Raw genomic sequence first — 25323 nt, 5'->3', positions numbered from 1 at the left:
GGAACTACCCCATGGAAGAAAAGCAGAAGACCCAAGGCGACCTGCGCCGTGAGGCGCTGTGCTATAAACCCAAGAACGGATACGACCGGCTCAACCCCCAGGAAGAGGCGGACATGAACGCCTACTGCGAGGATTACAAGCGGTTCCTGGATGCGGGCAAGACCGAGCGGGAGTGTGTGGCGGAGACCGTCCGCCTGGCTGAGCAGCACGGCTTCAAGCCCTTTACCCGGGGCACCGCGCTGAACCCCGGTGACAAGGTTTACCGGGTGAACCGTGGCAAGGCTGTTATGCTGGCCGTCATCGGCAGCCGTCCCCTCAGCGAGGGCGTCAACATCGGCGCCGCCCACATCGACTCTCCCCGCCTGGACCTGAAGCCCAACCCCCTCTATGAGGACGCGGAGCTGGCCTTCTTCAAGACCCATTACTACGGCGGCATCCGCAAGTATCAGTGGGTGACCATCCCCCTGGAGCTCCACGGCGTCATCGCCCTGAAGGACGGCTCTACCGTCAACGTGGTCATCGGCGCCGGGGAGGACGAGCCCCGGTTCACCATCGACGATCTGCTGCCCCACCTGGGTGTGGAGCAGTCCAAGAAGCCCCTGGGTGAGGCCATCCCCGGTGAGAGCCTGAACCTGCTCATCGGCAGCCGCCCCTTCAAGGACGACGAGGGCGCCGACCGGGTGAAGCTGGCCATTCTGGACCTGCTGAACCAGAAGTACGGCATTGTGGAGGAGGACTTCATCTCCGCCGAGCTGTCCGCCGTGCCCGCCTTCCGGGCCGTGGATATCGGCTTCGACCGCTCCCTCATCGGCGCCTACGGCCATGACGACCGGGTGTGCGGCTTCGCCTCCCTGGCCGCCCTGTTCGCGCTGGGCACCCCGGCCCGCACCGCCGTGTGCATGCTGGCCGACAAGGAGGAGATCGGCTCCGAAGGCGTGTCCGGCATGCGCTCCGCCGCCTTCGACACCTTTATGAGCGACCTGTGCGACGCCCAGCGGGTGCCCCTGAAGGTGTGCTATGAGAAGTCCTTCTGCCTGTCCGCCGACGTGACGGCGGCCTTTGACCCCAACTTTGCCGACGTGTATGAGAAGCGCAACAGTGCCCGGGTGAACTACGGCATGGGCCTGTGCAAGTACACCGGTGCCCGGGGCAAGTCCGGCGCCTCCGACGCCTCCGCCGAGCTGGTGGCTTACGTCCGCAAGGTGCTGGACGCCAACGGCGTGGCGTGGCAGATGGCCGAGCTGGGCAAGGTGGACGCCGGCGGCGGCGGCACTGTGGCCTGCTATATGGCCGAGCGTGACATCGACACCATCGACGCCGGCGTGCCCGTGCTGAGCATGCACGCCCCCTTCGAGACCGTGTCCAAGCTGGACTGCTATATGACCTACCGCGGCATGAAGGCCGTATACGAGGCGGAATAAAACGCATAAAAAAGTCCGGACCCAGATGGGTCCGGACTTTTTTGTTATCCCGGCGCCAGGCTGCGGCAGCGGGTGACCTCAAATCCGCCGGTGCCGGTGACGCCGCCGGCGGCGGTGCGGGCGGCATAGTCGTTGAAGTGCCACCACTCCGACTCCAGCGGGGTCATCCCCGCCTTGCCGAAATAGCCCCGCAGGGCGATGGCGGGTTCGTTCATGGTGTCCGCCAGGGTGTCCTGTCCCGGGCCGGTGGTGGAGGCGGAGGCCATGCTCAGCTCGTGCATGGGAGTGGGCATCTCGTACTCCTCATATTCCACCGGCACCAGGTAGCGGTACCCGCCGGTGGATCGGGTCTCGGTGCGGCTCACCCGCACCAGGCTCACATCCACCGCCAGCCCCTTCTGGTGGTTGGAGTAGCCGGTGCTGATGAAGTAGGTCATGGTCCAGGGCTTGGTGGTGATGCCCGCCTTCACTTCCGGGTCGCGCTCCGCCAGAGCGGACAGGGCCTTCACCACCGCCCGCTGGGCGGAGTAGGGCCGGTAGCCCTCATAGAGCTTCAGGCTGTTGCCCTGCTTCAGCGCCGCCTGCTGGGCCGCGCACACCTTCTTGGCGGTGTGGTAGAGCACCGGCATCAGATACTGCTCCGTATCGAACCGGGGATTGTATACCTTCCCCTGATACAACGCCTCCCCGGTGATGCCGGGGATCTCTTTTCCCGAGCTGACATACAGGGAGGAGTAGGAGTTGGTGGCGTCATACACCATGGAGGGCACCACGTCGGGCAGGTTAATCATGCAGAACCGGTGATCCACCCACCCGGTGCCGTGGGAGGAGGACACCTTCCACCAGTTGCCCTTCTCGCTGAGGATGGTGAAGGAGTCTCCCGGGGACAGCACCGCCATGGCCCCGGCAAAGGGGTCGGGGGTGGGAGCCGGTGTGGCCGCCGGTGCGCAGAGCAGAGAGACAACAACCGCCGGGGCGGAGGCCTCCGGCATTGGCTCCGGAGTGGCGGAGGGCTCCGGCGCAGGGGAAGGGGAGACCTGCGGTTCTGCCGACGGCACAGGCGTAGGTGTCGGGGTGGGCGTAACCGTCGGAGTGGGAGTAGGCGTGGGCGTTGCTGTGGGTGTAGGGGTGGCAGTGGGCGTAGGCGTCGGGGTGGGCACGGCCTCATACAGGCCGATCTCCACCGCCGCCCAGCCGGTAGCGCCGTAAATGGGCAGCTCCAGCCCGGCGGAGGTGAGCTTGGGCAGCTCCCGGTCTAACTCATGATCCTCGTCAAAGACCGGGGGCGTGGGCTCCGGGGTGGGGGTAGGCTCCGCCGACGGGGTGGCCGTGGGTGTGGGGGTCGCCGTGGCGGTGGGAGTAGGTTCCGGCGTGGGGGTGGAGGTGGGCTGGGGCTCCCGGTGGACGCAGGCGGTCAGGCTCAGAGCCAGGGCCAGGGCGCACACCAGGGAAAGACCTCGGCGCATGGGGCGGTTCCCTCCTTTCTCAGGCGGTCAGGGCCAGGACCCGGTTGATGACGGCGGCGGCCTCAGCGCGGGAGGCGGTGTCGGTGGGCATCAGCTTGTTGTTGTCACCCTGGAACAGACCGGCGGCGGCGGTGCGGGCGGCGGCCTCCAGAGCCCAGAAGGCAATCTGGCTGTCGTCGGAGAAGCCCAGGCCGTTCTCGTCAGGCAGATCCACGCAGCGGTCAATGAGCACCATCATCTCCTGACGGGTGATGGAGCGGTCAGGGGAGAAGGTGTCGTCGCCGGTGCCGGAGATCAGCTCCAGCTCCGCGGCCTTCTCAATGTACGCCTGGGCCCAGTGACCCTCGATGTCGGCAAAGGTGGGAGCCTGAGGCTCTTCCGCAGGGGCGGTCTCCTCCGCGCCTTCCGGCTCGGTGGTTTCAGCGGGCGGTGCGGTTTCCTCCACAGGGACCTCCGGCAGGACGCCGGACTGTTCCAGGGCGGTGCACAGCATGGCGGCAAATTCCGCCCGGGTCACGTTGTCCTCAGGCCGGAAGGACTCCCCGTCGGGGTGGAGCTCCGCACCCAGCTCCTTCAGAGCGGCCACGTCCTCCCGGCACCAGTGGTAGGCCACGTCGGCGTAGGGGGACTGGTACTCCAGCATGGCAAAGCCGTAGTCCAGAATGGCGGCGCTGTCGGTGTGGCGGGTCTTGTCGTTGTCGGAATGCATCACCACGCTGATGATCCGCCGGCCATTCTTCACGGCGGTGGCGCTGAGACAGTAGCCCGCGGCGGTGATGGTGCCGGTCTTGAAGCCGTCCACCCCGTCATAGGCGTAGTCCAGGCCGGGCAGCAGCTTGTTGGTGTTGGGATAGTACTTGCCGTTGAAGGTCACTCCGGTCATGGAGGTGTACTCCAGCACCTGAGGGAATCGATTGATGAACTCCCGCACCAGAATGGCCTGGGAGCGGGCGGTGAGGTAGTGGACGTGGGCGCCGTGGCAGTTCTTGTATTCGGCGGTCATGCCCAGCCGTTTGGCGGTCTCGTTCATCCGCTGGACGAAGGCCTCCTCACTGCCGGAGATGTAATCCGCCATGACGATGCAGCTGGCGCTGGCGGAGGGGATCAGGATCAGCTTGAGCAGGGTGTCCACCGACTGGGACTGCCCATAGGGCAGAGGCACGATGGCGGGATAGCTGGAGCTGCGGGAGCGGTCGGCGTTGGTTTTGCTCACCGGCACCATGGTGTCCAGTGTCAGGTTGCCGGCCTCCAGCTCCTCAAAGATGATGTAGGCGGTCATTACCTTGGTCATGGAGGCGGGCACCCGCATGGTGTCGGCGTCCTTCTCGTAGAGCACCTCGCCGGTGTCGTAGTCGATGACGATGGCGCTGTCTGCCGTGATGGAGGGCTTTTTGGGCGGCTCGGCAGCCAGAACGGTGGATGTGAGCAGGAGGGCAAAGAGCAGGGTCAGTGCGGTGAGTCGGGCGAACAGAGGGACTTTGCGCTGATACATACCTTTCATCTCCAATTCCGGCGGGCGGTCAGAGGCCCGCATATCTGAAATTTAGTATGGCATAGTTCCCTCCTATTGTCAAATAAGGAGCGGTCTGGCTTTTGCTTTTGGGCAAGCTATGGTATAATAAATCATTCTGCAAAAAAGGAGGAGATCCGGTATGCTGAAGCTGCTGCTGGGCCGGTCGGGGTCGGGCAAGACCCGGGCCATGCTGGAGACCATGGCGGCCTCGGCGGGCAAGCGGCCCCAGATCCTCATTGTGCCGGAGCAGCACTCCCACGACATGGAGCGGGCCCTGTGCGCCATCGGCGGCAACTCCGTCTCCCTGGGTGCGGAGGTGCTCTCCTTCACCCGCCTGGCCAGCCGGGTCTTTTCCGTCTGCGGCGGTCTGGCCGCCCCCGCCCTGGACGGCGGCGGACGGCTGCTGCTGCTGCGCATGGCCCTGGGCTCGGTGACAGACCAGCTGAAGGTCTACCAGCGCCCCTCCCGGAAGCCCGCCTTCCTCAGCGGCCTGCTGTCCACGGTGGACGAGCTGAAGACCTGCCGGATCACCCCGGAACAGCTGTGGAACGCCGGAACGGAGAGCGGCGGGGAGGAGGGGGAGAAGCTGACAGACCTCTCCCTCATATACGGCGCCTATGAGGCTCTGACCGCCCGCCAGGGCGCCGACCCCCGGGACAGGCTCACCCGCCTGGCGGAGGCTCTCAGGGGGACCGACTGGGCCGAGGGAAAGGACTTCTACCTGGACGGTTTTACCGACCTGACCCCCCAGGAGCGGCAGGTGGTAGCCGTCATAGCTGACAAGTGCAATAGCCTTACAGTAGCTCTCACCTGTGACAAGCTGGAGGAGGACGAGGGGGGCGCAGGGATCTTCTCGCCCGCCCGCCGCACCGCCCGCCAGCTGCTCCGGCTGGCCAAGGAGCAGGGAGTGCCCGCCCAGGTGGAGGTGCGCACTTTGCCCGACGAAGGCCGCAGTCCGGCCCTGGCCCACTTGGAAAGTCAGCTGTTCGCCCCCCAGCCCATGCCCTTCCCGGAGCAGCCGGAGGGACTGAGCCTCTTTACCGCCCTGTCCCCCTACTCCGAGGTGGAGTGGACGGCGGCGGAGATCCTGCGGCTGGTGCGGGAAGAGGGCTACCGGTTCCGGGACATCGCCGTGTGCGCCCGGGGCATGGAGGAGTACGGCAGTCTGATCCAGACGGTATTCGCCCGGTACGGCGTGCCCGTCTTCCTCAGCCGCATGAGCGACATTCTGGAAAAGCCCATCCTGGCCCTCATTACCGCCGCCCTGGACACGGCGGCGGGGGGCTATCGGTACGACGATATTTTCCGCTATCTCAAGACCGGCCTCACCGACCTGAGCCAGGAGGACGTGGACCTGCTGGAAAACTACGCCCTCACCTGGAACCTGGAGGGGAGCGCCTGGACCGGCAAGAAGCCCTGGACCAACCACCCCAAGGGCTACGGCCGTACCTTCACCCAGGAGGACAAGGACCTGGTGGAGCGGCTGGAGGGCCTGCGGCGGCAGGTGGTAGGTCCCCTGGAGACCCTGCGGAAGAACCCGGACAAGACAGGAGCGGGGCAGGCGAAAGCCCTTTACAAGCTGCTGGAGGACATCGGGGTGCCCGAGCGGCTGGCCCAGCGGGCCAGGGCCCTGAGCGAGGACGGCCAGCAGGCCCTGGCGGAGGAGTACGCCCAGCTGTGGGACATCCTGTGCGGGGGTCTGGAGCAGTGCGCCCAGATCCTGGGGGAGAGCCCCATGGAGCTGGAGGAGTTTGCCCGGCTGTTCGCCCTGGTGCTTTCCCAGTACGACGTGGGCTCCATCCCTGTGTCCCTGGATCAGGTGACCTGCGGCGAGATGCCCCGGCTGGCCCACAAGCGCTACCGTGCGGTATTCCTGCTGGGGGCGGACGACGGGGCCATCCCGGCGGCAGCCCCTTCGCCCGGCCTGCTCAACGATGACGACCGGAGCCTGCTGGCTTCCTACGGCCTGGAGCTGGCTCCCCAGCTGGGGGACAAGCTGTACCGGGAAATGACCATTGTGTACGAGTGCTGTGCCATGGCCCGGGAGCGGTTCTCCGTCAGCTGGGCCGCCGCCGGGCCGGACGGGGCGGAACGCCGCCCCTCCTTCCTGGCGGAGAAGTTAAAGCTGCTCTTCCCCAAGCTGGAGCGGGTGGAGGAGGGCCGGCTGGACGGCACCTTCCGGCTGGCCGCGCCCCGGCCCGCCCTGGAGCTGGCGGGCCGCTGGAGCTGGGCGGGGGCGGCGTTGGAACGTCTGCCCGACTACGCCCCCCTGGTGGAGCGGATGCGCAGGGCCGCCTCCCTGGATCGGGGCCGGCTCCACCGGCAGGCGGTGGACGCCCTCTACGGCAGCCGGGTGCCCATGTCCGCCTCCCGGATGGACAAGTACAAGGCCTGCCATTTCTCCTACTTCATGCAGTACGGCCTGAAGGCGGAGCCCCGCCGGGCCGCCGGGTTCCAGGCACCGGAGTACGGCACCTTCGTCCACTATGTGCTGGAACATGTGCTGCTGTGGTGCAAGGAGAAGGGCGGCGTGAAGGAGGTCTCTCAGGAGGAGCTCCACGCCCTGTGCGACCAGGCGGTGGAAACCTACACGGCGGAGGAGTTGGGCGGCCTGGAGGGGGAAAATGCCCGGTTCCGCTACCTGTTCCGGCGGCTGAAAAAGTCGGTGTACGCCGTGGTGGACAACGTGGCGGAGGAGCTGCGTTCCTCCCAGTTCCAGCCCATCTCCTTCGAGCTGGGGTTCGGCAGGAATCAGGACCTGCCCCCGGTGGAGCTGAGCGTGGACGGGGTGACGGTGAGTATTTCCGGCTTTGTGGACCGGGTGGACGGCTGGGTCCACGACGGACGGCTCTACCTGCGGGTGGTGGATTACAAGACCGGCCGGAAATCCTTCGACCTCACCGAGATCTGGAACGGCATGGGCCTGCAGATGCTGCTCTACCTGTTCACCTTAGAGGAGCAAGGAAAACAACTTTACAACATGGATGTGACAGGGGCCGGGGTGCTATACCTGCCCGCCCGGGACGCGGTGGCGGCGGGGAGCCGGGCCATGAGCGACGCCCAGCGCCAGAAGCTGGTGGATACCCAGCTGCGGCGGAAGGGCATCCTGTTGGATGACCCCGACGTGCTCACCGCCATGGAGGACCCGGCGGAGGGAGGCATCCGTTTCCTGCCCGTCCGGGTGACCAAGACCGGGACGATCAGCGGGGAGGCCCTGGTGTCCGCCCAGCGGCTGGGCAAGCTGGCCCGGCACACCCAAAAGGTGTTGGAGGACATCGGCAAGGAGCTGGCCGCCGGAAACATCAATGCCGACCCCTTCTGGCGGGGGCCGGATCACAACGCCTGCCAGTGGTGCGAATACGCCGCCGCCTGCCACTTTGAGGAGGGCCGGGGGAACGACCGCCGGCGCTGGCTGCCCACCGTCAAGGGAGAGGACTTCTGGACGGCGGTGGCAAACGAAACCGAGGATAGAAAGGAAACTTGACGATATGACCCAGTTTGGAGCCATACTCAGCCATCTCAGCAACTTTCTGTACACCTATATTCTCATTGCCCTGCTCATTGCGGCGGGGGTATACTTCACCGTCCGCACCAAGGGGGTGCAGTTCCGGCTGTTCCCCGAGGCCATCCGGGTGCTGGGTGAGAAGAAGAAAGACGGCAAAGACATCTCCTCCTTCCAGGCCCTGATGATCTCCACCGCCTCCCGGGTGGGTACCGGCAACATCGCCGGCGTGGCCAACGCCATCATCGCCGCCACCCTCATCGGCGGCTACGGCGCGGTGTTCTGGATGTGGCTGCTGGCCCTCATCGGCGCCGCCTCTGCCTTCGTGGAGAGCACCCTGGCCCAGTGTTATAAGGAAAAGCACGGGGAGAACTGGGTGGGCGGCCCGGCCTACTATATCCAAAAGGCCCTGGGCAGCCGGGTGTTCGGCGTGGTGTTCGCCGTGCTGCTCATCGCCTGCTTCGCCTACGGCTTCAACGCCCTCCAGGCCTATAACGCCGGTTCCGCCCTGCAGTATTACCTGCCCGGCTATTCCGAGAGCATCCTGCCCGCCGTGGTGGGCGCGGTGCTGGCCATCCTCACCGGCGTGTGCATTTTCGGCGGGGTGCAGCGCATCAGCGCCATCACCTCCGGCATCGTGCCGGTGATGGCCGCCGTGTATATCGCCCTGGGCCTGTTCATCACCATCAAGAACATCGGCCAGGTGCCCCAGATGATCTCCCTGATCGTCTCCCAGGCCTTCGACCCCAAGGCCATGTTCGCCGGGGTGGGCGCCTCCTGCGTCATGCAGGGCATCAAGCGGGGCCTCTACTCCAACGAGGCGGGCATGGGCTCCGCCCCCAACGCCGCCGCTGCCGCCGACGTGTCCCACCCAGTGAAGCAGGGACTGGTGCAGATGCTTTCCGTGTTTATCGACACCATCCTGATCTGCTCCACCACCGCCTTCATGCTGCTGCTGTCCGGGGTGCCCATCGACGCTTATAAGGAAGGCATGAACTTCGTCCAGGCGGCAGTCCACGCCCAGGTTGGCCCGGCGGGCCCGGTGTTCATCACCGTGTCCATCTTCCTGTTCGCCTTCAGCTCTCTGGTGGGCAACTACTACTATACTGAATCCAACCTGAAGTTCATCAAGGATTCCAAGCCCCTGCTGCTGGTGTTCCGCCTCACCTGTGTGGCCGCCATCTTCATCGGCGCCCAGATGAATTTCTCCATGGTGTGGGATCTGGCCGACGTGCTGATGGGCCTTATGGCCCTGGTGAACCTGGTGGCCATCCTGCTGCTGGGCGGCAAGGCCGTCAAGGTGCTGGGCGACTACGTGGCCCAGAAGAAGGCGGGGAAGAACCCCGTCTACCGCTGGGAGGAGGTCCAGGTGGGCGACCCCTCCATCTGGGACGAGGCTCACGCCCGCAAGTGGGAGCAACAATAAGGAGGAAATGCCATGGCCTTTTCCCTCACAAGTGAACAGCAGGCCGCGGTAGACAACCGGGGCGGCGGCCTGCTGGTATCCGCCGCCGCCGGGTCGGGCAAGACCCGGGTGCTGGTGGAGCGGCTGCTGGCCCGGGTGGAGGAGGGGGCGGACGTCGACCGCTTCCTGGTCATCACCTACACCAAGGCCGCCGCCGCCGAGCTGCGGGGGAGGATCGTGGAGGAGCTGTCCGACCGCCTGTCCAGACGGCCCACCGACGGCCACCTGCGCCGTCAGGCCGCCCTGGTGTACAAGACCCAGATCTCCACCATCCACGCCTTCTGCGCCCAGCTGCTGCGGGAGCGGGGGCAGGAGGCCGACGTGGACCCGGACTTCCGGCTGTGCGACGAGGGGGAGACGGGCATCCTGATGCTCCGCGCCCTCAATGACGTGCTGGACGCCCGCTATGAGGACATCAGCGAGGGCAGCGACTTTGCAAACCTGGTGGACACCATGTCCGCCGGGCGGGATGACTCCCGGCTGGTGCAGATCGTGCTGGATATCCGGGGCCGGGTTCAGGCCCACCCGGATCCGGCGGCCTGGCTGGATGAACAGGAGCGTGCCTTCGCCCTGGAGGGGGTGACCGACCCCGCCGGTACCCCTTGGGGAGAGCTGCTGCTGACCGACGCCGCCGGGCAGGCGGCCTACTGGCGGCGGCGGATGGGTCAGGCCCTGGAGCTGTGTGAGCGGGACGCCAATCTGGAGGCCAACTACGCCCCCAGCATCGGGGAGACCATCGCCGCCCTGGACGCCTTTTTGGCGGGTACCAAGACAGGCTGGGACGCCGCTGCCGCCGCCCTGCCCATCCCGTTCCCCACGGTGGGACGGAAGAAGATGGTGGACGACCCTGCCGCCGCCGAGCGGGTGAAGGCCATCCGAACTGCCTGCAAGAAGCGGATGGAGAAGCTGGAGGACTGGTTCTGTGAGAACGGCTCGGAGCTGCTGGACGGCCTGCGGGCGGTGCACCCGGCGGTGCGTGGGCTGTTCGCTCTGGTTAAGGACTTTGAGGAGGCCTACACCGCCGAGAAGAAGCGGCGGAGCCTGCTGGACTTCTCCGACCTGGAGCACCTGGCGGTGGCTCTGCTGGTGGGGGCGGACGGACGCCCTACCCCTCTGGCCCGGCAGTGGAGCAATCGGTACGACGAGATCATGGTGGACGAGTACCAGGACACCAACCAGGTGCAGAACGCCATTTTCTCCGCCCTGTCCAAGGACGGAACCAATCTCTTTCTGGTGGGTGACGTGAAGCAGTCCATCTACCGCTTCCGGCTGGCCGACCCCACTATCTTTCTGGAAAAATACCGGCGCTTTACCCCCTATGAACAGGCCCAGGAGGGGGAAGAGCGGCGGGTGATTTTGTCAAAGAACTTCCGCTCCCGGCCCGAGGTGCTGGAGGGGTGCAACTTTCTGTTCCGCAGCCTCATGTCCGTGCCCTTTGGCGAGATGGACTATACCGACGACCAGGCCCTCTATCCCGGCGCCCCCTATGCGCCCGACCAGACCTATCAGGTGGAGCTGGACGTGCTGGACGCCTCGGTCACCGGGGAGGACGAGGGGGAGAAGGTGGCCCGGGATCTGCTGGAGGCCCGCTTCGCCGCCCGGCGCATCCGCGAGCTGCTGGACGCCCGTTTTCCCGTGTCCGACGGGGAGGGGGGCACCCGGCCGGTGCGCACCTCCGACATCGTCATCCTCCTCCGCTCCCCCAACACGGTGCTGCGGCACTACGCCCTGGCCCTGGGAGAGCAGGACATCCCCTGGGAGGCGGAGGGAGGCGGGGACTTCTTCGCCGCCACCGAGGTGAATGTGGCCCTGTCCCTGTTGCAGATCATCGACAACCCCCGGCAGGACGTGCCCCTGGTGTCGGCCCTCCGCTCCCCGGTGTACGGCTTTTCCGCCGACCGGCTGGCCCAGCTCCGGGCCGCCTCCCCGGACACCGACCTGTACGCCGCCCTGGAGGCCGACGGCGGCGAGGACTGCCGGGCCTTCCTGGACGAGCTGGCCAGGCTGCGGCTGGGCGCGGGGGACATGAGCAGTCATGAGCTGATCTGGCACCTCTACGACCGCACCAACCTGCTGGGCATTTTCGGCGCCATGGGGGAGGGGGAGACCCGGCAGGGCAACCTGCTCACCCTGGCGGAGCTGGCCCGGCAGTACGAGGGGGCGGGCCACAAGGGCCTGTTCCGCTTCCTCACCTACCTGACCCGTCTGCGGGAGAACGGCTCCAAGCTGGCCCTGCCCGGTGCGGGGCGCACCGGCGGCGGGGTGCGCATCATGAGCATCCACAAGTCCAAGGGTCTGGAGTTCCCGGTGGTGCTGCTGTGCGGCCTGGCCCGGCGGCTCAACCGGGAGGACATGAGCCGGCCCATCCTGTTCCACCCCAAGCTGGGTGTGGGCCCCAAGGGCCTGGATGTGGAGCGGGGGGTGGAGTACCCCACCCTGGCCCGCACCGCCGTGGCCCGGCAGCTGGAGCGGGAGATGATGGCCGAGGAGCTGCGGCTTTTGTATGTGGCCATGACCCGGGCCAAGGAGAAGCTGATTTTGTCGGTGGCCCTCACCGGCGGGGGGAAGGACCTGGCCAAGCTGGCGGGGGACGCGGGCTGCCCGGTGGATCCCCAGGTGCTGCTGGCCTGCCAGAGCGTGGGCCAGTGGGTGCTGCTCTCTGCCCTGTGCCGCCCGGACGCCGGAGCCCTCCGGCGGGCGGCGGAGACCGACGTGCCGGTGCCCGACACGGACTTTGGCCCGGGCTGGGACGTACATTTTGTGGACGGTACTCCCTTCCTGGAGGGGCCGGAGCGGGTGTATCCCGCCGCCGCCCCTACCCCGGAGGAGGGAGAGCCGGAGCACGACCCGGCGGAACTGACGGAAAAACTGGCCTGGCGCTATCCCTATGAGACCAGCGAGGCGCTGCCCTCCAAGCTCACCGCCACCCAGCTGAAGGGGCGGGGGCTGGACGAGGAGGCGGCGGAGCAGGCGCCCCGGCCTCCCCGGACCTTCACCTTCGGCCGGCCCCGGTTCGCCGCCGAGGAGTGGGGCCTCACTCCCGCCCAGAAGGGCACCGCCCTCCATCTGGTGATGCAGTACATCGACTTTGAGAAGGCGGGCACTGTGGAGGGGGTGGCGGCGGAAATCTCCCGGCTGGTGGAGCAGCAGTTCCTCACCCCCCAGCAGGGTGAGGCCGCCGACCCGGCGCCCATCGCCGCCTTCTTCCAGTCGGAGCTGGGGCGGGAGCTGATGGCCTCGGTGTCCCTCCGCCGGGAGTTCAAATTCTCCATCCTGGTGCCCGCCCGGCAGTATATCCCCACAGCCCCAGAAGGGGAGGAGGTGCTCCTCCAGGGCGTGGTGGACTGCTATTTCGAAACCCTGGAAGGTATCACGGTGGTGGACTTCAAGACCGACCGGGTGACGGACAAGACCGTCAGGGAGCGGGCTGAAAACTACCGGCCTCAGCTGGAGGCGTACAGCAACGCCCTGTCTGAGATCACCGGAAAACCGGTGGTTCGCCGGGTGCTGTGGTTCTTCCATTTGAGCCGGGCGGTGGAGCTGTAAAATTTTTTAAAAAAGTGCTTGCAATCGGAGTTTCTTTGTGCTATCATATTCTAGCGTTTATAAGGCGTGGAGGTTTGCTGCGCCGCTTCATCCGGAACGAGAAAGAGGTGAACACAACATGAAGGAAGGCATTCATCCCAACTATGAGCAGACTACGATCAAGTGCGCCTGCGGCAACGTGATCGAGACCGGTTCTACCAAGAAGGACATCCGCGTTGAAGTCTGTTCCAAGTGTCACCCCTTCTTTACTGGCAAGCAGAAGATGGTGGATACTGGCGGACGTGTCAGCCGCTTCAACAAGAAGTTCGGCCTGGACAAGAAGTAAGCTGGTCAAAGAGCCCGTACCGGAGCCGGTACGGGCTCTTTTTCATCCGGCACGCATACAATAGCCTGACAGGAGGGAAACGCCATGTTTGAGAAGCTCGACCCCAAGAGCCTGGACCAGAATGTATTTTCCATGATTGGAGATCAGTGGATGCTGATCACCGCCGGAACCCGCGAGCAGTGCAACACCATGACCGCCAGCTGGGGCGGCCTGGGCGTGCTGTGGGGTAAACCGGTAGCCACGGTATATATCCGCCCCCAGCGGTATACCCTGGAATTTGTGGAGCGGGAAGATAAGTTCACCCTCTGCTTCTTCGGGGAGGAGTACCGGAAGGCCCTGAACCTGTGCGGCTCCAAGAGCGGCCGGGACATCGACAAGGTAAAGGAATGTAACTTTACGGTGGAGACGGAGGACGGCGCGCCCTATTTTGCCGAGGCCGACCTGGTGCTGGTGTGCAAGAAGGCCTACTGGCAGGACATGGACCCCACCCACTTCCTGGACGGGGAGATCGACGGCAAGTGGTATCCCCAGAAGGACTATCACCGCATCTTCATCGGTGAGATCGAGACGGTGCTGAAAAAGAAATGACGCCGGGGCCCACGAGCCCGGCGCGGAGGAACCAATGACAGAAAACCAAGAGAAAAAAGCCATCAACCGGGCAGTGCTGGTGGGCCTCAACGCCCACTGCCTGTCCCGGGAGGAAAACGCCGACGACTCCTCCATGGAGGAGCTGGCCGACCTGCTGGAGACTGCCGGCGGGGAGTGCGTGGGCACCGTGTTCCAGAACAAGGACGCCCCCGACCCCCGCACCTTTATCGGCGAGGGAAAGGTGGCCGAGGTGAAGGAGCTGGTGGAGGCCATGGGGGCGGACATGGTGATCGTGGACAATCCCCTGTCGCCCTCCCAGCAGCGTGCCCTGTCGGAGGATCTGAAGGTGCAGGTGCTGGACCGGGCGGCCCTGATCCTGGACATCTTCGCCCAGCGGGCCCGCACCAAGGAGGGCCGCCTCCAGGTGGAGCTGGCTCAGTACCAGTACCTGCTGCCCCGTCTGCTGGGCATGTGGACCCACCTGGAGCGGCAGGAGGGCGCCATCGGCACCCGCGGCCCCGGTGAGACCCAGCTGGAGACCGACCGGCGGCACATCCGCAGAAAGATCCAGAAGCTGCGGGAGGAGCTGGAGCAGGTGCGCCGGGTGCGGGCCACCCAGCGGACCCGCCGGGAGAAGAACGAGGTGCCGGTGGTGGCCATCGTGGGCTACACCAACGCGGGCAAATCCACCCTGCTCAACAAGCTCACCGGCTCGGACATCCCGGCCAACAACCGGCTGTTCGACACCCTGGACACCACCACCCGCACCCTGGAGATCAGCGACACCTGCACGGTGCTCCTCAGCGACACCGTGGGCTTCATCCGCAAGCTGCCCCACCACCTGGTGGAGGCCTTCAAGGCAACCCTGGAGGAGCTGAGCTATGCCGACCTGCTCCTCCACGTCATCGACACCTCCAACCCGGAGTGGCGGGAGCAGGCCGACGTGGTGGAAAAGCTGATCGTGGAGCTGGGGGCCGAGCAGACTCCCCGCATCGACGTGTTCAACAAGATCGACCGCTGCCCCGGCGAGATCCTGCCCCACGGAGAGGATATCGTGTCCGTGTCCGCCAGGACCGGCCAGGGCCTGGACGAGCTGCTCCAAAAGATCGGAGACCGGCTGGACACCGGCGCCCAGAAGGTAGTGCTCCACATCCCCTACGATAAGGGCGGGATCGTGGATCTGCTCCACCGGGAGGCCAAGGTGGAGCGGGTGGACTACGGGGAGAGCATCGAGGTGGAGGCCATCTGCACCCCCGTCCAGCTGGGCCGCCTGAAGGAGTATATCGTCTCCGGCTGGACGCCCCCCAAGGAGTTCTGGGAAGACTGAGCGGCGCTGGCATTTTCTGCGGGAAATGCGTCGCTTCGCTCCAAGCAGCGCCTTCCAGGGGGAACCAGTTCCCCCTAGATACGCGCCGTAAACGGCGCGATACCCCCTCCGCTCTCCGAGGGGGATTCAATGCTTGCGATATGAGGAGGAACCGCCATGCAGTTACTGGAGACTGACCGCCTGCTTCTGCGCCCCTTTACGGAAGACGACGCAGAGGGCCTGTACGCCTACGCCAGCCACCCGGAGGTGGGTCCTCCCGCCGGGTGGAAGCCCCACGAGAGCGTGGAGGAGAGCCTCCGGGTGATCCGGGAGATCTTCCAGCCTGCCGATTCCCTGGCCGTCATCCGCAAGTCCGACGGCCGGCTCATCGGCTCGGCGGGCTTTGTGGACCGCCACCGCACTGAACTGGGCACCCCCAGCGAGGAGATCGGCTACTCCCTGGCCCGGGACTGCTGGGGCCAGGGCCTGATCCCCGAGGCGGTGGAGGCCATCATGCGCCATGCCTTTACAGCGCTTGGCTACCAGGCTCTGTGGGCGGCCTACTATGACGGAAACCGCAAGTCCAAGCGGGTGATGCAGAAGTGCGGCATGACCTACCGCCTGTCCCGGGTGGAGGCGGTGGACCAGCTGAACGAGACCCGGCTGGCCCACTACTTTGCCATCACCAGGAGGGAGTGGGAGGGGAAATGACCGAGTACCAGATCCCCACAGCTCCCGGGGAAGCGGAGCTGGTGGAAAAGCGCTCCCGGTTCATCGGCCACGTCTGGCCGGTGGAGAGCGAGGAGGAGGCCCGGGCCTGCATCGAGGCAATGAAGAAGAAGTACTACGACGCCCGGCACAACTGCTGGTGCTACCGCATCAAGGAGGGCGGCGTGGAGCGCTACTCCGACGACGGGGAGCCCCAGGGCACCGCCGGCCAGCCCATGCTCAACGTGTTCCAGCGGGAGGAGGTCACCAACGTGTGCTGCGTGGTGACCCGCTATTTCGGCGGCATCCTGTTGGGTGCGGGCGGCCTGGTGCGGGCCTACACCCAGGGCGCCAAGGACGCTCTGGACGCCGCCGGCATCTCGGTGGTGCGGCGGTGGGTGGAAGTGACCGTCCCCTGTCCCTATGCCTTCTTTGAGCGGGTCCGCCAGGAGGTGGAGGGGCAGAACGGCGTGGTGGGCGACGTGGAGTACGCCGCCGACGTCACCATTCACGCTCTGCTGCCGGAGGAACGTGTGGAAAACTTTACATCCCGGCTCACCGAGCTCACCGCCGGAGGCCTGAGCGTCACCGTGGCCGGGGAGCAGTTCCGGGGCGTACCCAAAAAGAATTGTGAATAAATCGTAAATGTTTTGGGAAAAGGAAGGGTTTTTCCGAGAAAGGGCGTATATAGACAGATAGACCGGCGCGAAAAAAGGGAAGGCGGTGACCCTTTTTGACACTGAGAGAGCAGACCGAACAGCGGGAACGGGAGATCCTGTCCCCCTATGCCTGCCTGTCCGCCCAGTCCAAGGGGCGGCTGCGTCCCATGGCGGACTGTCCCGTCCGCACCTGCTTCCAGCGGGATATCGACCGGATCGTCCACTCCAAGGCCTTCCGGCGGCTCAAGCACAAGACCCAGGTCTTCCTGGAGCCGGAGGGGGACCACTACCGCACCCGGATGACCCATACCATTGAAGTCAGCCGCATCGCCCGCACCATCGCCCGGGGTCTGAACCTGAACGAGGACCTGGCGGAGGCGGCGGCCTACGGCCACGACCTGGGCCACACCCCCTTCGGCCACGCCGGGGAGCGGGTGCTCAACGAGATCATGCCCGGGGGCTTTGCCCATAACGAGCAGTCCCTGCGGGTGGTGGACCGGCTGGAGAAGGACGGGGAAGGGCTCAACCTGACCTATGAGGTCCGCCGGGGCATCCTGTGCCACACCGGCCCCGACCGGGCCGAGACCCTGGAGGGCCAGATCCTCCGCCTGGCGGACAAGATCGCCTATATCAACCACGATATTGACGACGCCATCCGGGGCAAGATCATCTACCCCATGGATATCCCCCTCTCCGTGTCCCAGGTGCTGGGCTTCACCCACTCGGAGCGGATCAATACCCTGACGGTGGATATCATGACCCAGAGCGACGGGAAGGACGAGATTCTTCAGTCTCCCGCCTGCCGGGACGCCATGCACGAGCTGCGGGAGTTCATGTTCGAGTACGTCTACCGCAACCCGGTGGCCAAGGGGGAGGAGGGCAAGGCTCAGGATATGCTCCGCCGCCTGTTTGAGGCCTATGTGAAGGACCCGGACAAGCTGCCGCCGGAGTACCAGGCCATCCGTGTGGAGGAGGGCGTGGAGCGTGCCGTCTGCGATTACATATCAGGTATGACGGACAAATACGCCGTGGAGCAGTTCGGAGAGCTGTTTATCCCCAAATCCTGGAGCGTGAAATAGCCCACCCAGGTATGGATGTGGGACTTTTTGGAAAACATAGTCGGAAGGAGGATATGCGGTGGCCATCCCGGAACAATTCATTGACGAGCTGGTGGCCCGCAGCGACATTGCCGACGTGGTATCCTCCTACGTCCATCTGACCAAAAAGGGGGGCAATCTGTGGGGGCTGTGTCCCTTCCACAGTGAAAAGACACCCTCCTTTTCCGTCTCGCCCGACAAGCAGATTTACCACTGCTTCGGCTGCGGCAAGGGGGGCGGGGTGATCTCCTTTATTATGGAGATGGAGAACCTGTCCTTTCCCGACGCGGTGCGGCTGCTGGCCCAGCGGGCGGGGCTGGAGGTGCCGGACACCGGCACCGACGAGGCAGGGCGGAAGAAGCGTTCCCGCATTCTGGAGGCCAACAAGCAGGCCGCCCGGTTTTATTACGAGTATCTCAACAGCCCCGGCGGGAAGCGGGTCCAGGACTATATTGCCCAGCGGCAGATCAGCCGCCGCTACGCCGTGCGGTTCGGCCTGGGTGCCGCCCCGGACAGCTGGGACGCCCTGACAAAAGCCCTCACAGCCCAGGGTTTCAGCAAAATGGAGCTGATCGACGCCGGCCTGGCGGTAGCCGGGAAAAACGGCGGCGTGTACGATAAATTCCGCGCCCGGCTCATGCTCCCCGTCATCGACGTGCGGGGTGAGGTGGCGGGCTTCACCAGCCGGATTCTGCCGGGGGAGGAGGGGGCCAAGTACCTCAATACCCCCGAGACCATGGTGTTCCACAAGGGCAGGCTGATCTACGCCCTGAACCTGGCCAAGAACACCAAGCGGCCCAACCTGGTGCTGGTGGAGGGCAACATCGACGTCATCACCCTCCATCAGGCGGGATTTGACAACGTGGTAGCCACCATGGGCACCGCCCTCACCGAGGAGCACGCCAGAGTGCTCTCCCGGTACACCAAGGAGCTGGTGCTGTGCTACGACAACGACGCGGCGGGCAAAAAGTCCACCCAGCGGGTGCTGGACATTTTGAAGAACGCCGACCTCACCGTGCGGGTGCTCCAGCTGCCCAACGCCTATGACAGCGAGGGCAAGCCATTGAAGCAGGACCCGGACGACTTTGTGAAGAAATTCGGCCCCGCCGCCTTTGAGAAGTGCCTCAACGGCAGCGCGGGTCAGAACGACTACCGGCTGGGAGACCTGCAAAGTAGGTTCGACCTGTCGTCGGAGGAGGGCCGTCTGGCCTATCTGAAGGAGGCGGTGGCCACCGTGGCCGCCCTGCAAAGCCCCATCGAGCGGGAGATCTACGGCAACAAAGCCGCCGCCGCCGCGGGTATTTCCGGCCAGGCCTTTGCCCAGGAGGTGGAGCGGTACCGGAAGAACCGCACCTGGCAGGCCAAAAAGCGGCAGGAGCGCCGGGACCTGACCCCTGCGGTCCGGGTTCAGCCCCGGGAGCGGGAGCTGCGGTACGAGAATGTCCGCTCCGCCCGGGCGGAGGAGGGCGTGCTCCGTCTGCTGCTGCTGGAGCCCACCCTGTTTCCATCGGTGGAAGGTCTGGAGCCCGACCGGTTCTCCGCGCCGGTGCTGGCCAAGATCTACGGACTGCTCCGTCAGCGGCACCGGGAGGGGCGCAGCCTCCAGTTGGCCGCCCTGACGGGCGAGCTGACGTCGGAGGAAATGAGCTGCCTGGTAGAAATCATGGATCAGCCGCAGGTCCTGTCCAACAGTGAACAGGCCCTGAAGGACTACATAGAGACCATAGAAACGGAAGCGCTGAAGCGAGGCGGGTCGGAACAAGATCCGCTGCTGGCTGCGCGGGAGAAATTCAGAGAGAAAAAAGCGTATGGAGGATAGCCGCATGAGTGAAAAGAAGACCACCGGTAAGAGGGTACACACCTTGACCCTGGAGGACCAGAGCAAGCTTGCCCGGGAAAACGCCAAGAAGATGGAGCAGGGCAAGGTCGAGGTCATGAAGGTGGTAGAGGGCGTCCAGGGCGCCGAGAAGCTGGCGGAGCTGATCGAGCGGGGCAAGAAGAACGGCAAGCTGTCGGCCAGCGAGCTGATGGACGTGCTGGAGAACCTGGACCTGGAAAGCGAGCAGATGGACAAGATCTACGATACCCTGGAGAACCTGGGTATCGACACCGTGGGCGACGACTATCTGCCCGAGCTGGCCGACGACGTGATGCCCCCTCTGGAGGAGCTCAACGAGATCGAGGAGCTGCCCGAGGAGGAGATGGTGGACCCCAACACCCTGGTGGACTCCTTCGGCATCGACGACCCTGTGCGCATGTACCTGAAGGAGATCGGCAAGGTGAACCTGCTCAGCCCCGACGAGGAGGTGCAGCTGGCCCAGGACATGGGCGCCGGCGACGCCGCCAAGGAGCAGCTGGCTGAGCTGGAGGGGGACGACAGCATCACCCTCTCCGACGAGGAGATGAAGGAGCTGCGCCGCCTGGTGAAGCGGGGCGAGGCCGCCAAGCAGCGTCTGGCGGAGGCCAACCTCCGTCTGGTGGTGTCCATCGCCAAGCGTTACGTGGGCCGGGGCATGCTGTTCCTGGACCTGATCCAGGAGGGCAACCTGGGCCTCATTAAGGCCGTGGAGAAGTTCGACTACACCAAGGGCTACAAGTTCTCCACCTACGCCACCTGGTGGATCCGGCAGGCCATCACCCGCGCCATCGCCGACCAGGCCCGTACCATCCGCATCCCCGTCCACATGGTGGAGACCATCAACAAGGTCATCCGCGTCTCCCGTCAGCTGCTCCAGGAGCTGGGCCACGATCCCACGCCGGAGGAGATCGCTGAGGAAATGAGCATGCCTGTGGACAAGGTGCGTGAGATTCTGAAGATCGCCCAGGAGCCCGTCTCTCTGGAGACCCCCATCGGTGAGGAGGAGGACTCCCACCTGGGTGACTTCATCCCCGACGAGGATGCCTCCGAGCCCTCCGAGGCTGCCTCCTTCACCCTGCTGAAGGAGCAGCTGGTGGATGTGCTGGGTACCCTCACCCCCAGGGAGGAGAAGGTGCTCAAGCTCCGCTTCGGTATCGAAGACGGCCGCACCCGCACCCTGGAGGAAGTGGGCAAGGAGTTCAACGTCACCCGCGAGCGTATCCGCCAGATCGAGGCCAAGGCTCTGCGGAAACTGCGTCATCCTTCCCGCTCCAAGAAACTGAAGGACTTCCTGAACTGAGTATAAAAAAGAGCGCCTGGATAACGGCAGGTGTTCGTAAAACAGTGTTAGCCAAATAACACGAAATGAGCATCTGTCAGACAGGATTGGTCAACGAAAAACCACGCCATATTCAGCTTCAAAGGCTGAGGATGGCGTGGTTTTCTGTTTATTTGCGTTTCCGTTTTCCTTTTCCATGCGGCTGGTATGCCCTCGCCTTACCACGCTGGTTGGTTGAGCTTTTCATGTACTTGGACAGCTTCAAAACATCAATGATATTTACAAATTGCTCCTTGGTAATGGCGTCGTAGTCAATGCCGAATGTTGCAAGGTAGATCCTCGCCTGTTTCTCGGCGTCGCTGCCCTCAAAGTTCATGGAATCCTTCAACTGGGCCTGCACTTCCTCTGCGATGGAGGGGGTGTCTGCCGTTGTGGTATCGTTGCTGTGTTCCTCCCGAATATCACGGAGGATCGCTTTCAGATCGTCTGCAAGCACATGACCGAAATAATCATCCTCCCGCACCTGGGCCAGCTCCAATGTCCGGGTGGAAAGATCGTCCTGCCCGTCCTGCTTCATCAGGGCCATCTTCCGTACTGCTTCCAGCATGGCGTTCATATCGTTGATCCGCATATCTGCAATCCGGTCCACATAGATCTCCGCATCTAACATCATACGTTGGAAATCTTTGTGGCACAGCATTTCCGACAGCAGTCGGTGATTAAACATCCCCGTCCTTAATACTTCTATCGCACCATCACTCAGATGCAGAGCGTCCAGCTCTGTGTCTGGGTGATTTTTCGTTTCTGTCATACCCAGCAGATAGTCCGTGGACACGCCGTAGAACTTCGCCAGCGTGACAATGCTGAATGGGCTGATGTCCTTGAAATCGTCTGCCTCATATTTGCCGAGGGCGGACTTGGAAAGCCCGGTCTGCTCCGCAAGCTGTTCCAGCGTCAGGCCCCGTTCCACTCGCAAATCCTTCAATCGCTCCTGTATGGTGAGCTTTACCTGCATGGCGCACCCCTCCTTCTTTCTGTCTCTAAGCGTGGAAATCTACCCTGTTTTGCGCTCTTTTCCGACCTCATGGATATACGGGAAAGAGCGCATTTTTTCGTTAAACTGTACCTGTAACAACACCTGAACCTTGAAAATCGAATGACCGTCCGAATGGGATATGTCCCCCGGCGGAGTGATGCATCCGCGCACCAACGGGGACGGGAACGCCGGGAGCGATCCTCCGGGCAGGAACGACATTCGGGAAAAGCGGCAAAAACCACAGCTATTTTCAAACCATGTGAAAACAGCGAAGAACCCGCTGTTTTTGTGCCGTTGCCCATATCAAACTGCGATGCGCCGGACAGCGAACGCAGTGCGCCGTTCCGTGTGCGTTTTCACCGAACCACAAAAAGTCACACGGAACAGCAAAAACGATAGGTGGCCCTTGTGAACAAGGATACACGGGCGGCAATTCCAGCGGATGGCCGTTCATAATCAAACAACGCTCTGCGGCAAATGGGTGCCGCCATCCAGCACATCCATTCTACCACAGAGCGAATCCAAAAAGGGAAAGGAATTGTAAATATGAGCAGAAACAAGGCAGAAAACTGCCGCAACGAAGTGAAATCATACATCACCCGGGAGGGTATGACCATGACGGAGGTGGTGGAGCTGCTGGCCGACGAATACGGCTGGAGCAGCAGCGTCTCTAACCTGTCCGGCAAGCTGCGGCGAGGCTCCCTGCGGTACACCGAGGCCGTAGAGCTGGCCGATGTGCTGGGGTATGACCTTGTATGGGTCAAGCGCCGGGAGGTGAGGTAAGATCGCAGGAACTACTTATGGCTATATCCGTGTATCAAGCAAAGATCAGAACGAGGACAGGCAGCTTGTGGCTCTGCGGGAAGTGGGTGTCCCGGAGAAAAACATCTATGTGGACAAGAAGTCCGGCAAGGATTTTGACCGTCCACTATATAAGAAGCTGTTTCGGAAAATAAAAAAAAACGATCTGCTCTGCATCAAGAGCATTGACCGTCTGGGGCGCAACTATGAGGAAATTCTGCTGCAATGGCGGGCTTTGACGAAGGATAAGGGCATCGACATCGTGGTGCTGGATATGCCGCTGCTGGACACCCGCCGGGGCAAGGACCTGATGGGGACATTTCTCAGCGACATTGTGTTACAGGTGCTGTCCTTTGTGGCAGAGAACGAGCGCACCAACATCCGTCAGCGACAGGCAGAGGGCATTGCCGCTGCAAAGGCCAAGGGTGTGAAATTTGGTAGGCCACCGCTGCCCTTGCCGGATAACTTCTATGAAGTACACAAGGCATGGAGGGCAAAGAAAATCACGCTGAAACAAGCGGCAACCGCCTGTCATATGCCCATTGGAACCTTCTACGGCGAAGCCTGAAAATTTGAAAATGTGGAATAAACAAAATAAGCCTTAAATTTGCAAAGGTGTACTTCTCCAAACCGAGAAATTTCTGGATGAAGAGCAACAAAAGCTGTTGAAATTCCAGCCAGACTTCTATATAATGTTCTTAGTTATAGAGTCGTGCGTGAATTTGCAAAAGTACACATTACAAAACAGAGAGAAGGATGTTTTATGTGAAAATGTATTTTAAGCACTTTGCTCTGTCTCATAATGGCAACAGGCTTATTGCCTGCTGCCACCTTTGTGGTGAAGTTCGGCTGTTCCTATTGCACCGGCAAAAAAGCGAGGCAAAACAACAACTTTGCGCAGCTATATCCGGGCCTCGCCGCCAAGTGGGACACAAAAAGGACGCACACTGCGCACCGATAAAATTCGTCCCGCCGCAAGGCTGGCTTCATATAGATACTTCAAACACATGGAGGAAAGTCAATGAAAAAGCGAATCCTATCCCTGTTGCTGATCCTCTGCATGACCGTGACGCTTTTGCCCACGGCAGCTTTTGCGGAAGGACCGGGTGATGAAGCAGCTTCTCCCCGAACATCTGTGGAGAAGGATAACGGCTCTGTCCACATCGAAAAATCCGTCAACGCGGCCGGGACGGAGCTGACGCTGGAGGCGTATCTCACGAACGAGGTGACCCAGACCGTCAGCGCCAAGCCTTTGGATATCGTACTGGTGCTGGATCAGTCCGGCTCGATGGCGTATGACTTCGATGGCAATAGCACACGTAAGGACACCGAACGCCGCCAGTATGCCATGAAGCAGGCGGTCAACAGCTTTATTGAAAAGGCGGCTTCTGCGGACGGTACTCACAACATGGCGATTGTGACCTTCGGCAGCGAAGCAAAGCAGTTGGTGGGCTGGACCGCCGTGGACGCTTCCGGCGCGTCTGCGCTTACCAATGCAATCAATGGATTGCCGCAGGAACCCCGCGGCGCAACGAATGTTGGTGCCGGTATGCAGGAAGCCCAAAAGCTGGTGAACAGCCAAACCAGCACTGACCGTCAGAAGGTCGTGATCGTCTTTACAGACGGCGTGCCAACAACCGAAAGCGATTTTAATACCAATGTTGCCAATAGCGCAATCACAGCGGCTAAGTCCATGAAGAATACAGGGGCTACTATCTATACTGTTGGTATCTTTAATGGCGCGAATCCAAACGAAATGTATGGTGCAAGCGGCTTCGATACGAATAGCAATGGAACTATAGGGTCGAAATGGGCAGAAGATAGCTGGGGTCTGTTTCCGAGTACGGATTTCCCGAAAGCTGACCGACCTGCCGGGAACCGCTTCCTGAATCTGGTTTCCAGTAATTATCCGAATGCAGATTCGATCGGTTTAAAGCGTGAGACATCTGGCTTAGGCATTTTACACTCTGGCATCTCATATACGGTTACCAAGAATTTTGACCGTGCGGCAGAAGGCGGCTATTATCTGACCGCAGATTCTTCGAGCGGTCTGAACACCATCTTCCAGCAGATCATCGAGGAAATTTCCACGCTGGCGATCGTGGCCCGTACAGATGCGGTCCTTTCCGATACTCTGTCCGAATATTTTGCTTTAGATATCCCGGAGGGTACTGACGCAGCAAAAGCCATCACCGCGGAAAAGTGGGACTGCACCGGTAAGGATGCAAATGGCAACTACACTTGGGAAAAGGCTAAGGCGGATGCTCAGCCTACAACGAAAATCGAAGTCATCGGCAAGAAGATCAACGTCACCGGCTTTGATTACACGGAGAACGCCGTGACAGCGACCACGAAGGAAGGCGTTATCACCTATTCCGGTGCCAAGCTGGTTGTCACGATCCCCATCAAGCCGGATGCCGCCTGCACGGCATGGCAAGCCGGTGAACATGTTTACCCCACAAACAGCACTGCCGAGGGCAGCAAGGCTGGCCTGAGCAATTATACGGATAAAGATGGGGAAGCTGTCGATCCCACGCTGCTGGACCAGTCTCCTGAAGCCAATGTCACGGCATATTCCGTGACCTACACGGACGGCGTGACTGACGAAGAGATCTTTGCCGATCAGGCCAGCGCCGTGCTGCCCGGCACTGCGACTCCCGCTTTCAACGGTACTCCCACCCGTGAGGGCTATCAGTTCACTGGCTGGGAACCTGAAGTCGAAGAGACCGTGACTGAGAACGCTACCTATGTTG

General features: G+C 62.9%; 18 protein-coding genes. 15 read left to right on the top strand and 3 right to left on the bottom strand.

Going from position 1 to position 25323, the window contains the following annotated elements:
* Nucleotides 1-11: 11 nt before the first annotated feature.
* Complete coding sequence (locus tag ACTNB1_RS08750; protein WP_441168891.1) at nucleotides 12-1421, top strand: aminopeptidase; 1410 nt, start codon at nucleotides 12-14, stop codon at nucleotides 1419-1421.
* Between the two features lie 44 nt (nucleotides 1422-1465).
* Here the strand turns inward: ACTNB1_RS08750 and ACTNB1_RS08745 are convergent, their stop codons facing one another.
* On the bottom strand, nucleotides 1466-2887 hold the full coding sequence (locus tag ACTNB1_RS08745) for a D-alanyl-D-alanine carboxypeptidase family protein (protein WP_441168889.1): 1422 nt from the start codon (nucleotides 2885-2887) through the stop codon (nucleotides 1466-1468).
* Between the two features lie 19 nt (nucleotides 2888-2906).
* Nucleotides 2907-4379: an S-layer homology domain-containing protein gene (locus ACTNB1_RS08740; protein ID WP_441168888.1), complete on the bottom strand. Its 1473-nt coding sequence runs from the start codon at nucleotides 4377-4379 to the stop codon at nucleotides 2907-2909.
* Between the two features lie 160 nt (nucleotides 4380-4539).
* Between ACTNB1_RS08740 and ACTNB1_RS08735 the strand changes: the two genes are divergently transcribed.
* From ACTNB1_RS08735 to rpoD, 11 genes are all read left to right on the top strand, one after another.
* Nucleotides 4540-7884, top strand: coding sequence for a PD-(D/E)XK nuclease family protein (locus tag ACTNB1_RS08735; RefSeq protein WP_441168886.1), 3345 nt, complete (start codon nucleotides 4540-4542; stop codon nucleotides 7882-7884).
* A gap of 4 nt (nucleotides 7885-7888) precedes the next feature.
* Nucleotides 7889-9328, top strand: a complete 1440-nt coding sequence (locus tag ACTNB1_RS08730; RefSeq protein ID WP_441168885.1) for an alanine/glycine:cation symporter family protein — start codon at nucleotides 7889-7891, stop codon at nucleotides 9326-9328.
* A 12-nt stretch (nucleotides 9329-9340) separates the two neighbouring features.
* Complete coding sequence (addA, locus tag ACTNB1_RS08725) at nucleotides 9341-12913, top strand: helicase-exonuclease AddAB subunit AddA (RefSeq protein ID WP_441168884.1); 3573 nt, start codon at nucleotides 9341-9343, stop codon at nucleotides 12911-12913.
* A 118-nt stretch (nucleotides 12914-13031) separates the two neighbouring features.
* Nucleotides 13032-13238, top strand: coding sequence for a 50S ribosomal protein L31 (gene rpmE, locus ACTNB1_RS08720; RefSeq protein WP_007489589.1), 207 nt, complete (start codon nucleotides 13032-13034; stop codon nucleotides 13236-13238).
* A gap of 84 nt (nucleotides 13239-13322) precedes the next feature.
* On the top strand, nucleotides 13323-13826 hold the full coding sequence (locus ACTNB1_RS08715) for a flavin reductase family protein (protein ID WP_441168883.1): 504 nt from the start codon (nucleotides 13323-13325) through the stop codon (nucleotides 13824-13826).
* A 34-nt stretch (nucleotides 13827-13860) separates the two neighbouring features.
* Nucleotides 13861-15153, top strand: coding sequence for a GTPase HflX (hflX, locus tag ACTNB1_RS08710; protein ID WP_441168881.1), 1293 nt, complete (start codon nucleotides 13861-13863; stop codon nucleotides 15151-15153).
* 156 nt (nucleotides 15154-15309) lie between these two features.
* Nucleotides 15310-15843: a GNAT family N-acetyltransferase gene (locus tag ACTNB1_RS08705; RefSeq protein WP_441168880.1), complete on the top strand. Its 534-nt coding sequence runs from the start codon at nucleotides 15310-15312 to the stop codon at nucleotides 15841-15843.
* Nucleotides 15840-16478 carry a YigZ family protein gene (locus tag ACTNB1_RS08700; RefSeq protein WP_441168878.1) on the top strand — a complete coding sequence of 213 codons (639 nt, stop codon included), beginning with the start codon at nucleotides 15840-15842 and terminating at the stop codon, nucleotides 16476-16478. Before ACTNB1_RS08705 ends, ACTNB1_RS08700 begins: the two co-directional genes overlap by 4 nt.
* 95 nt (nucleotides 16479-16573) lie before the next feature.
* Complete coding sequence (locus ACTNB1_RS08695; RefSeq protein ID WP_441168877.1) at nucleotides 16574-17578, top strand: deoxyguanosinetriphosphate triphosphohydrolase; 1005 nt, start codon at nucleotides 16574-16576, stop codon at nucleotides 17576-17578.
* Nucleotides 17579-17636: 58 nt separating this feature from the next.
* On the top strand, nucleotides 17637-19415 hold the full coding sequence (gene dnaG / locus ACTNB1_RS08690) for a DNA primase (RefSeq protein WP_441168875.1): 1779 nt from the start codon (nucleotides 17637-17639) through the stop codon (nucleotides 19413-19415).
* 115 nt (nucleotides 19416-19530) lie between these two features.
* Complete coding sequence (gene rpoD, locus ACTNB1_RS08685; protein ID WP_441169026.1) at nucleotides 19531-20754, top strand: RNA polymerase sigma factor RpoD; 1224 nt, start codon at nucleotides 19531-19533, stop codon at nucleotides 20752-20754.
* A gap of 148 nt (nucleotides 20755-20902) precedes the next feature.
* Here rpoD and ACTNB1_RS08680 read toward each other — a convergent pair whose 3' ends face one another.
* Nucleotides 20903-21748 (bottom strand): helix-turn-helix domain-containing protein, encoded by an 846-nt coding sequence (locus ACTNB1_RS08680; protein WP_441168874.1) that lies wholly within the window; start codon nucleotides 21746-21748, stop codon nucleotides 20903-20905.
* 567 nt (nucleotides 21749-22315) lie between these two features.
* Between ACTNB1_RS08680 and ACTNB1_RS08675 the strand changes: the two genes are divergently transcribed.
* The 3 genes from ACTNB1_RS08675 to ACTNB1_RS08665 all read left to right on the top strand — a co-directional run.
* Nucleotides 22316-22552, top strand: a complete 237-nt coding sequence (locus tag ACTNB1_RS08675) for an LLM class flavin-dependent oxidoreductase (protein WP_441168872.1) — start codon at nucleotides 22316-22318, stop codon at nucleotides 22550-22552.
* A gap of 1 nt (nucleotide 22553) precedes the next feature.
* Nucleotides 22554-23138: a recombinase family protein gene (locus ACTNB1_RS08670; RefSeq protein ID WP_441169024.1), complete on the top strand. Its 585-nt coding sequence runs from the start codon at nucleotides 22554-22556 to the stop codon at nucleotides 23136-23138.
* 453 nt (nucleotides 23139-23591) lie between these two features.
* Nucleotides 23592-25323 (top strand): vWA domain-containing protein (locus ACTNB1_RS08665; protein WP_441168871.1); only part of this gene is annotated, 1732 nt, incomplete at its 3' end.

Origin of the sequence: Flavonifractor sp. HCP28S3_F3 (genome assembly GCF_052065355.1) — a bacterium.
GTDB lineage: Bacteria > Bacillota > Clostridia > Oscillospirales > Oscillospiraceae > Flavonifractor.
Note: the sequence above shows the minus strand (reverse complement) of the source record. Positions and strands in the feature narration are given on the sequence as shown.

What these genes read in the sequence shown, in the direction of transcription:
- ACTNB1_RS08750 (WP_441168891.1), top strand. Translation starts at nt 12, where the DNA reads ATGGAAGAAAAGCAGAAGACCCAAGGCGACCTGCGCCGTGAGGCGCTG.
- ACTNB1_RS08745 (WP_441168889.1), bottom strand. Translation starts at nt 2,887, where the DNA reads ATGCGCCGAGGTCTTTCCCTGGTGTGCGCCCTGGCCCTGGCTCTGAGC.
- ACTNB1_RS08740 (WP_441168888.1), bottom strand. Translation starts at nt 4,379, where the DNA reads ATGTATCAGCGCAAAGTCCCTCTGTTCGCCCGACTCACCGCACTGACC.
- ACTNB1_RS08735 (WP_441168886.1), top strand. Translation starts at nt 4,540, where the DNA reads ATGCTGAAGCTGCTGCTGGGCCGGTCGGGGTCGGGCAAGACCCGGGCC.
- ACTNB1_RS08730 (WP_441168885.1), top strand. Translation starts at nt 7,889, where the DNA reads ATGACCCAGTTTGGAGCCATACTCAGCCATCTCAGCAACTTTCTGTAC.
- addA (WP_441168884.1), top strand. Translation starts at nt 9,341, where the DNA reads ATGGCCTTTTCCCTCACAAGTGAACAGCAGGCCGCGGTAGACAACCGG.
- rpmE (WP_007489589.1), top strand. Translation starts at nt 13,032, where the DNA reads ATGAAGGAAGGCATTCATCCCAACTATGAGCAGACTACGATCAAGTGC.
- ACTNB1_RS08715 (WP_441168883.1), top strand. Translation starts at nt 13,323, where the DNA reads ATGTTTGAGAAGCTCGACCCCAAGAGCCTGGACCAGAATGTATTTTCC.
- hflX (WP_441168881.1), top strand. Translation starts at nt 13,861, where the DNA reads ATGACAGAAAACCAAGAGAAAAAAGCCATCAACCGGGCAGTGCTGGTG.
- ACTNB1_RS08705 (WP_441168880.1), top strand. Translation starts at nt 15,310, where the DNA reads ATGCAGTTACTGGAGACTGACCGCCTGCTTCTGCGCCCCTTTACGGAA.
- ACTNB1_RS08700 (WP_441168878.1), top strand. Translation starts at nt 15,840, where the DNA reads ATGACCGAGTACCAGATCCCCACAGCTCCCGGGGAAGCGGAGCTGGTG.
- rpoD (WP_441169026.1), top strand. Translation starts at nt 19,531, where the DNA reads ATGAAGGTGGTAGAGGGCGTCCAGGGCGCCGAGAAGCTGGCGGAGCTG.
- ACTNB1_RS08680 (WP_441168874.1), bottom strand. Translation starts at nt 21,748, where the DNA reads ATGCAGGTAAAGCTCACCATACAGGAGCGATTGAAGGATTTGCGAGTG.
- ACTNB1_RS08675 (WP_441168872.1), top strand. Translation starts at nt 22,316, where the DNA reads ATGAGCAGAAACAAGGCAGAAAACTGCCGCAACGAAGTGAAATCATAC.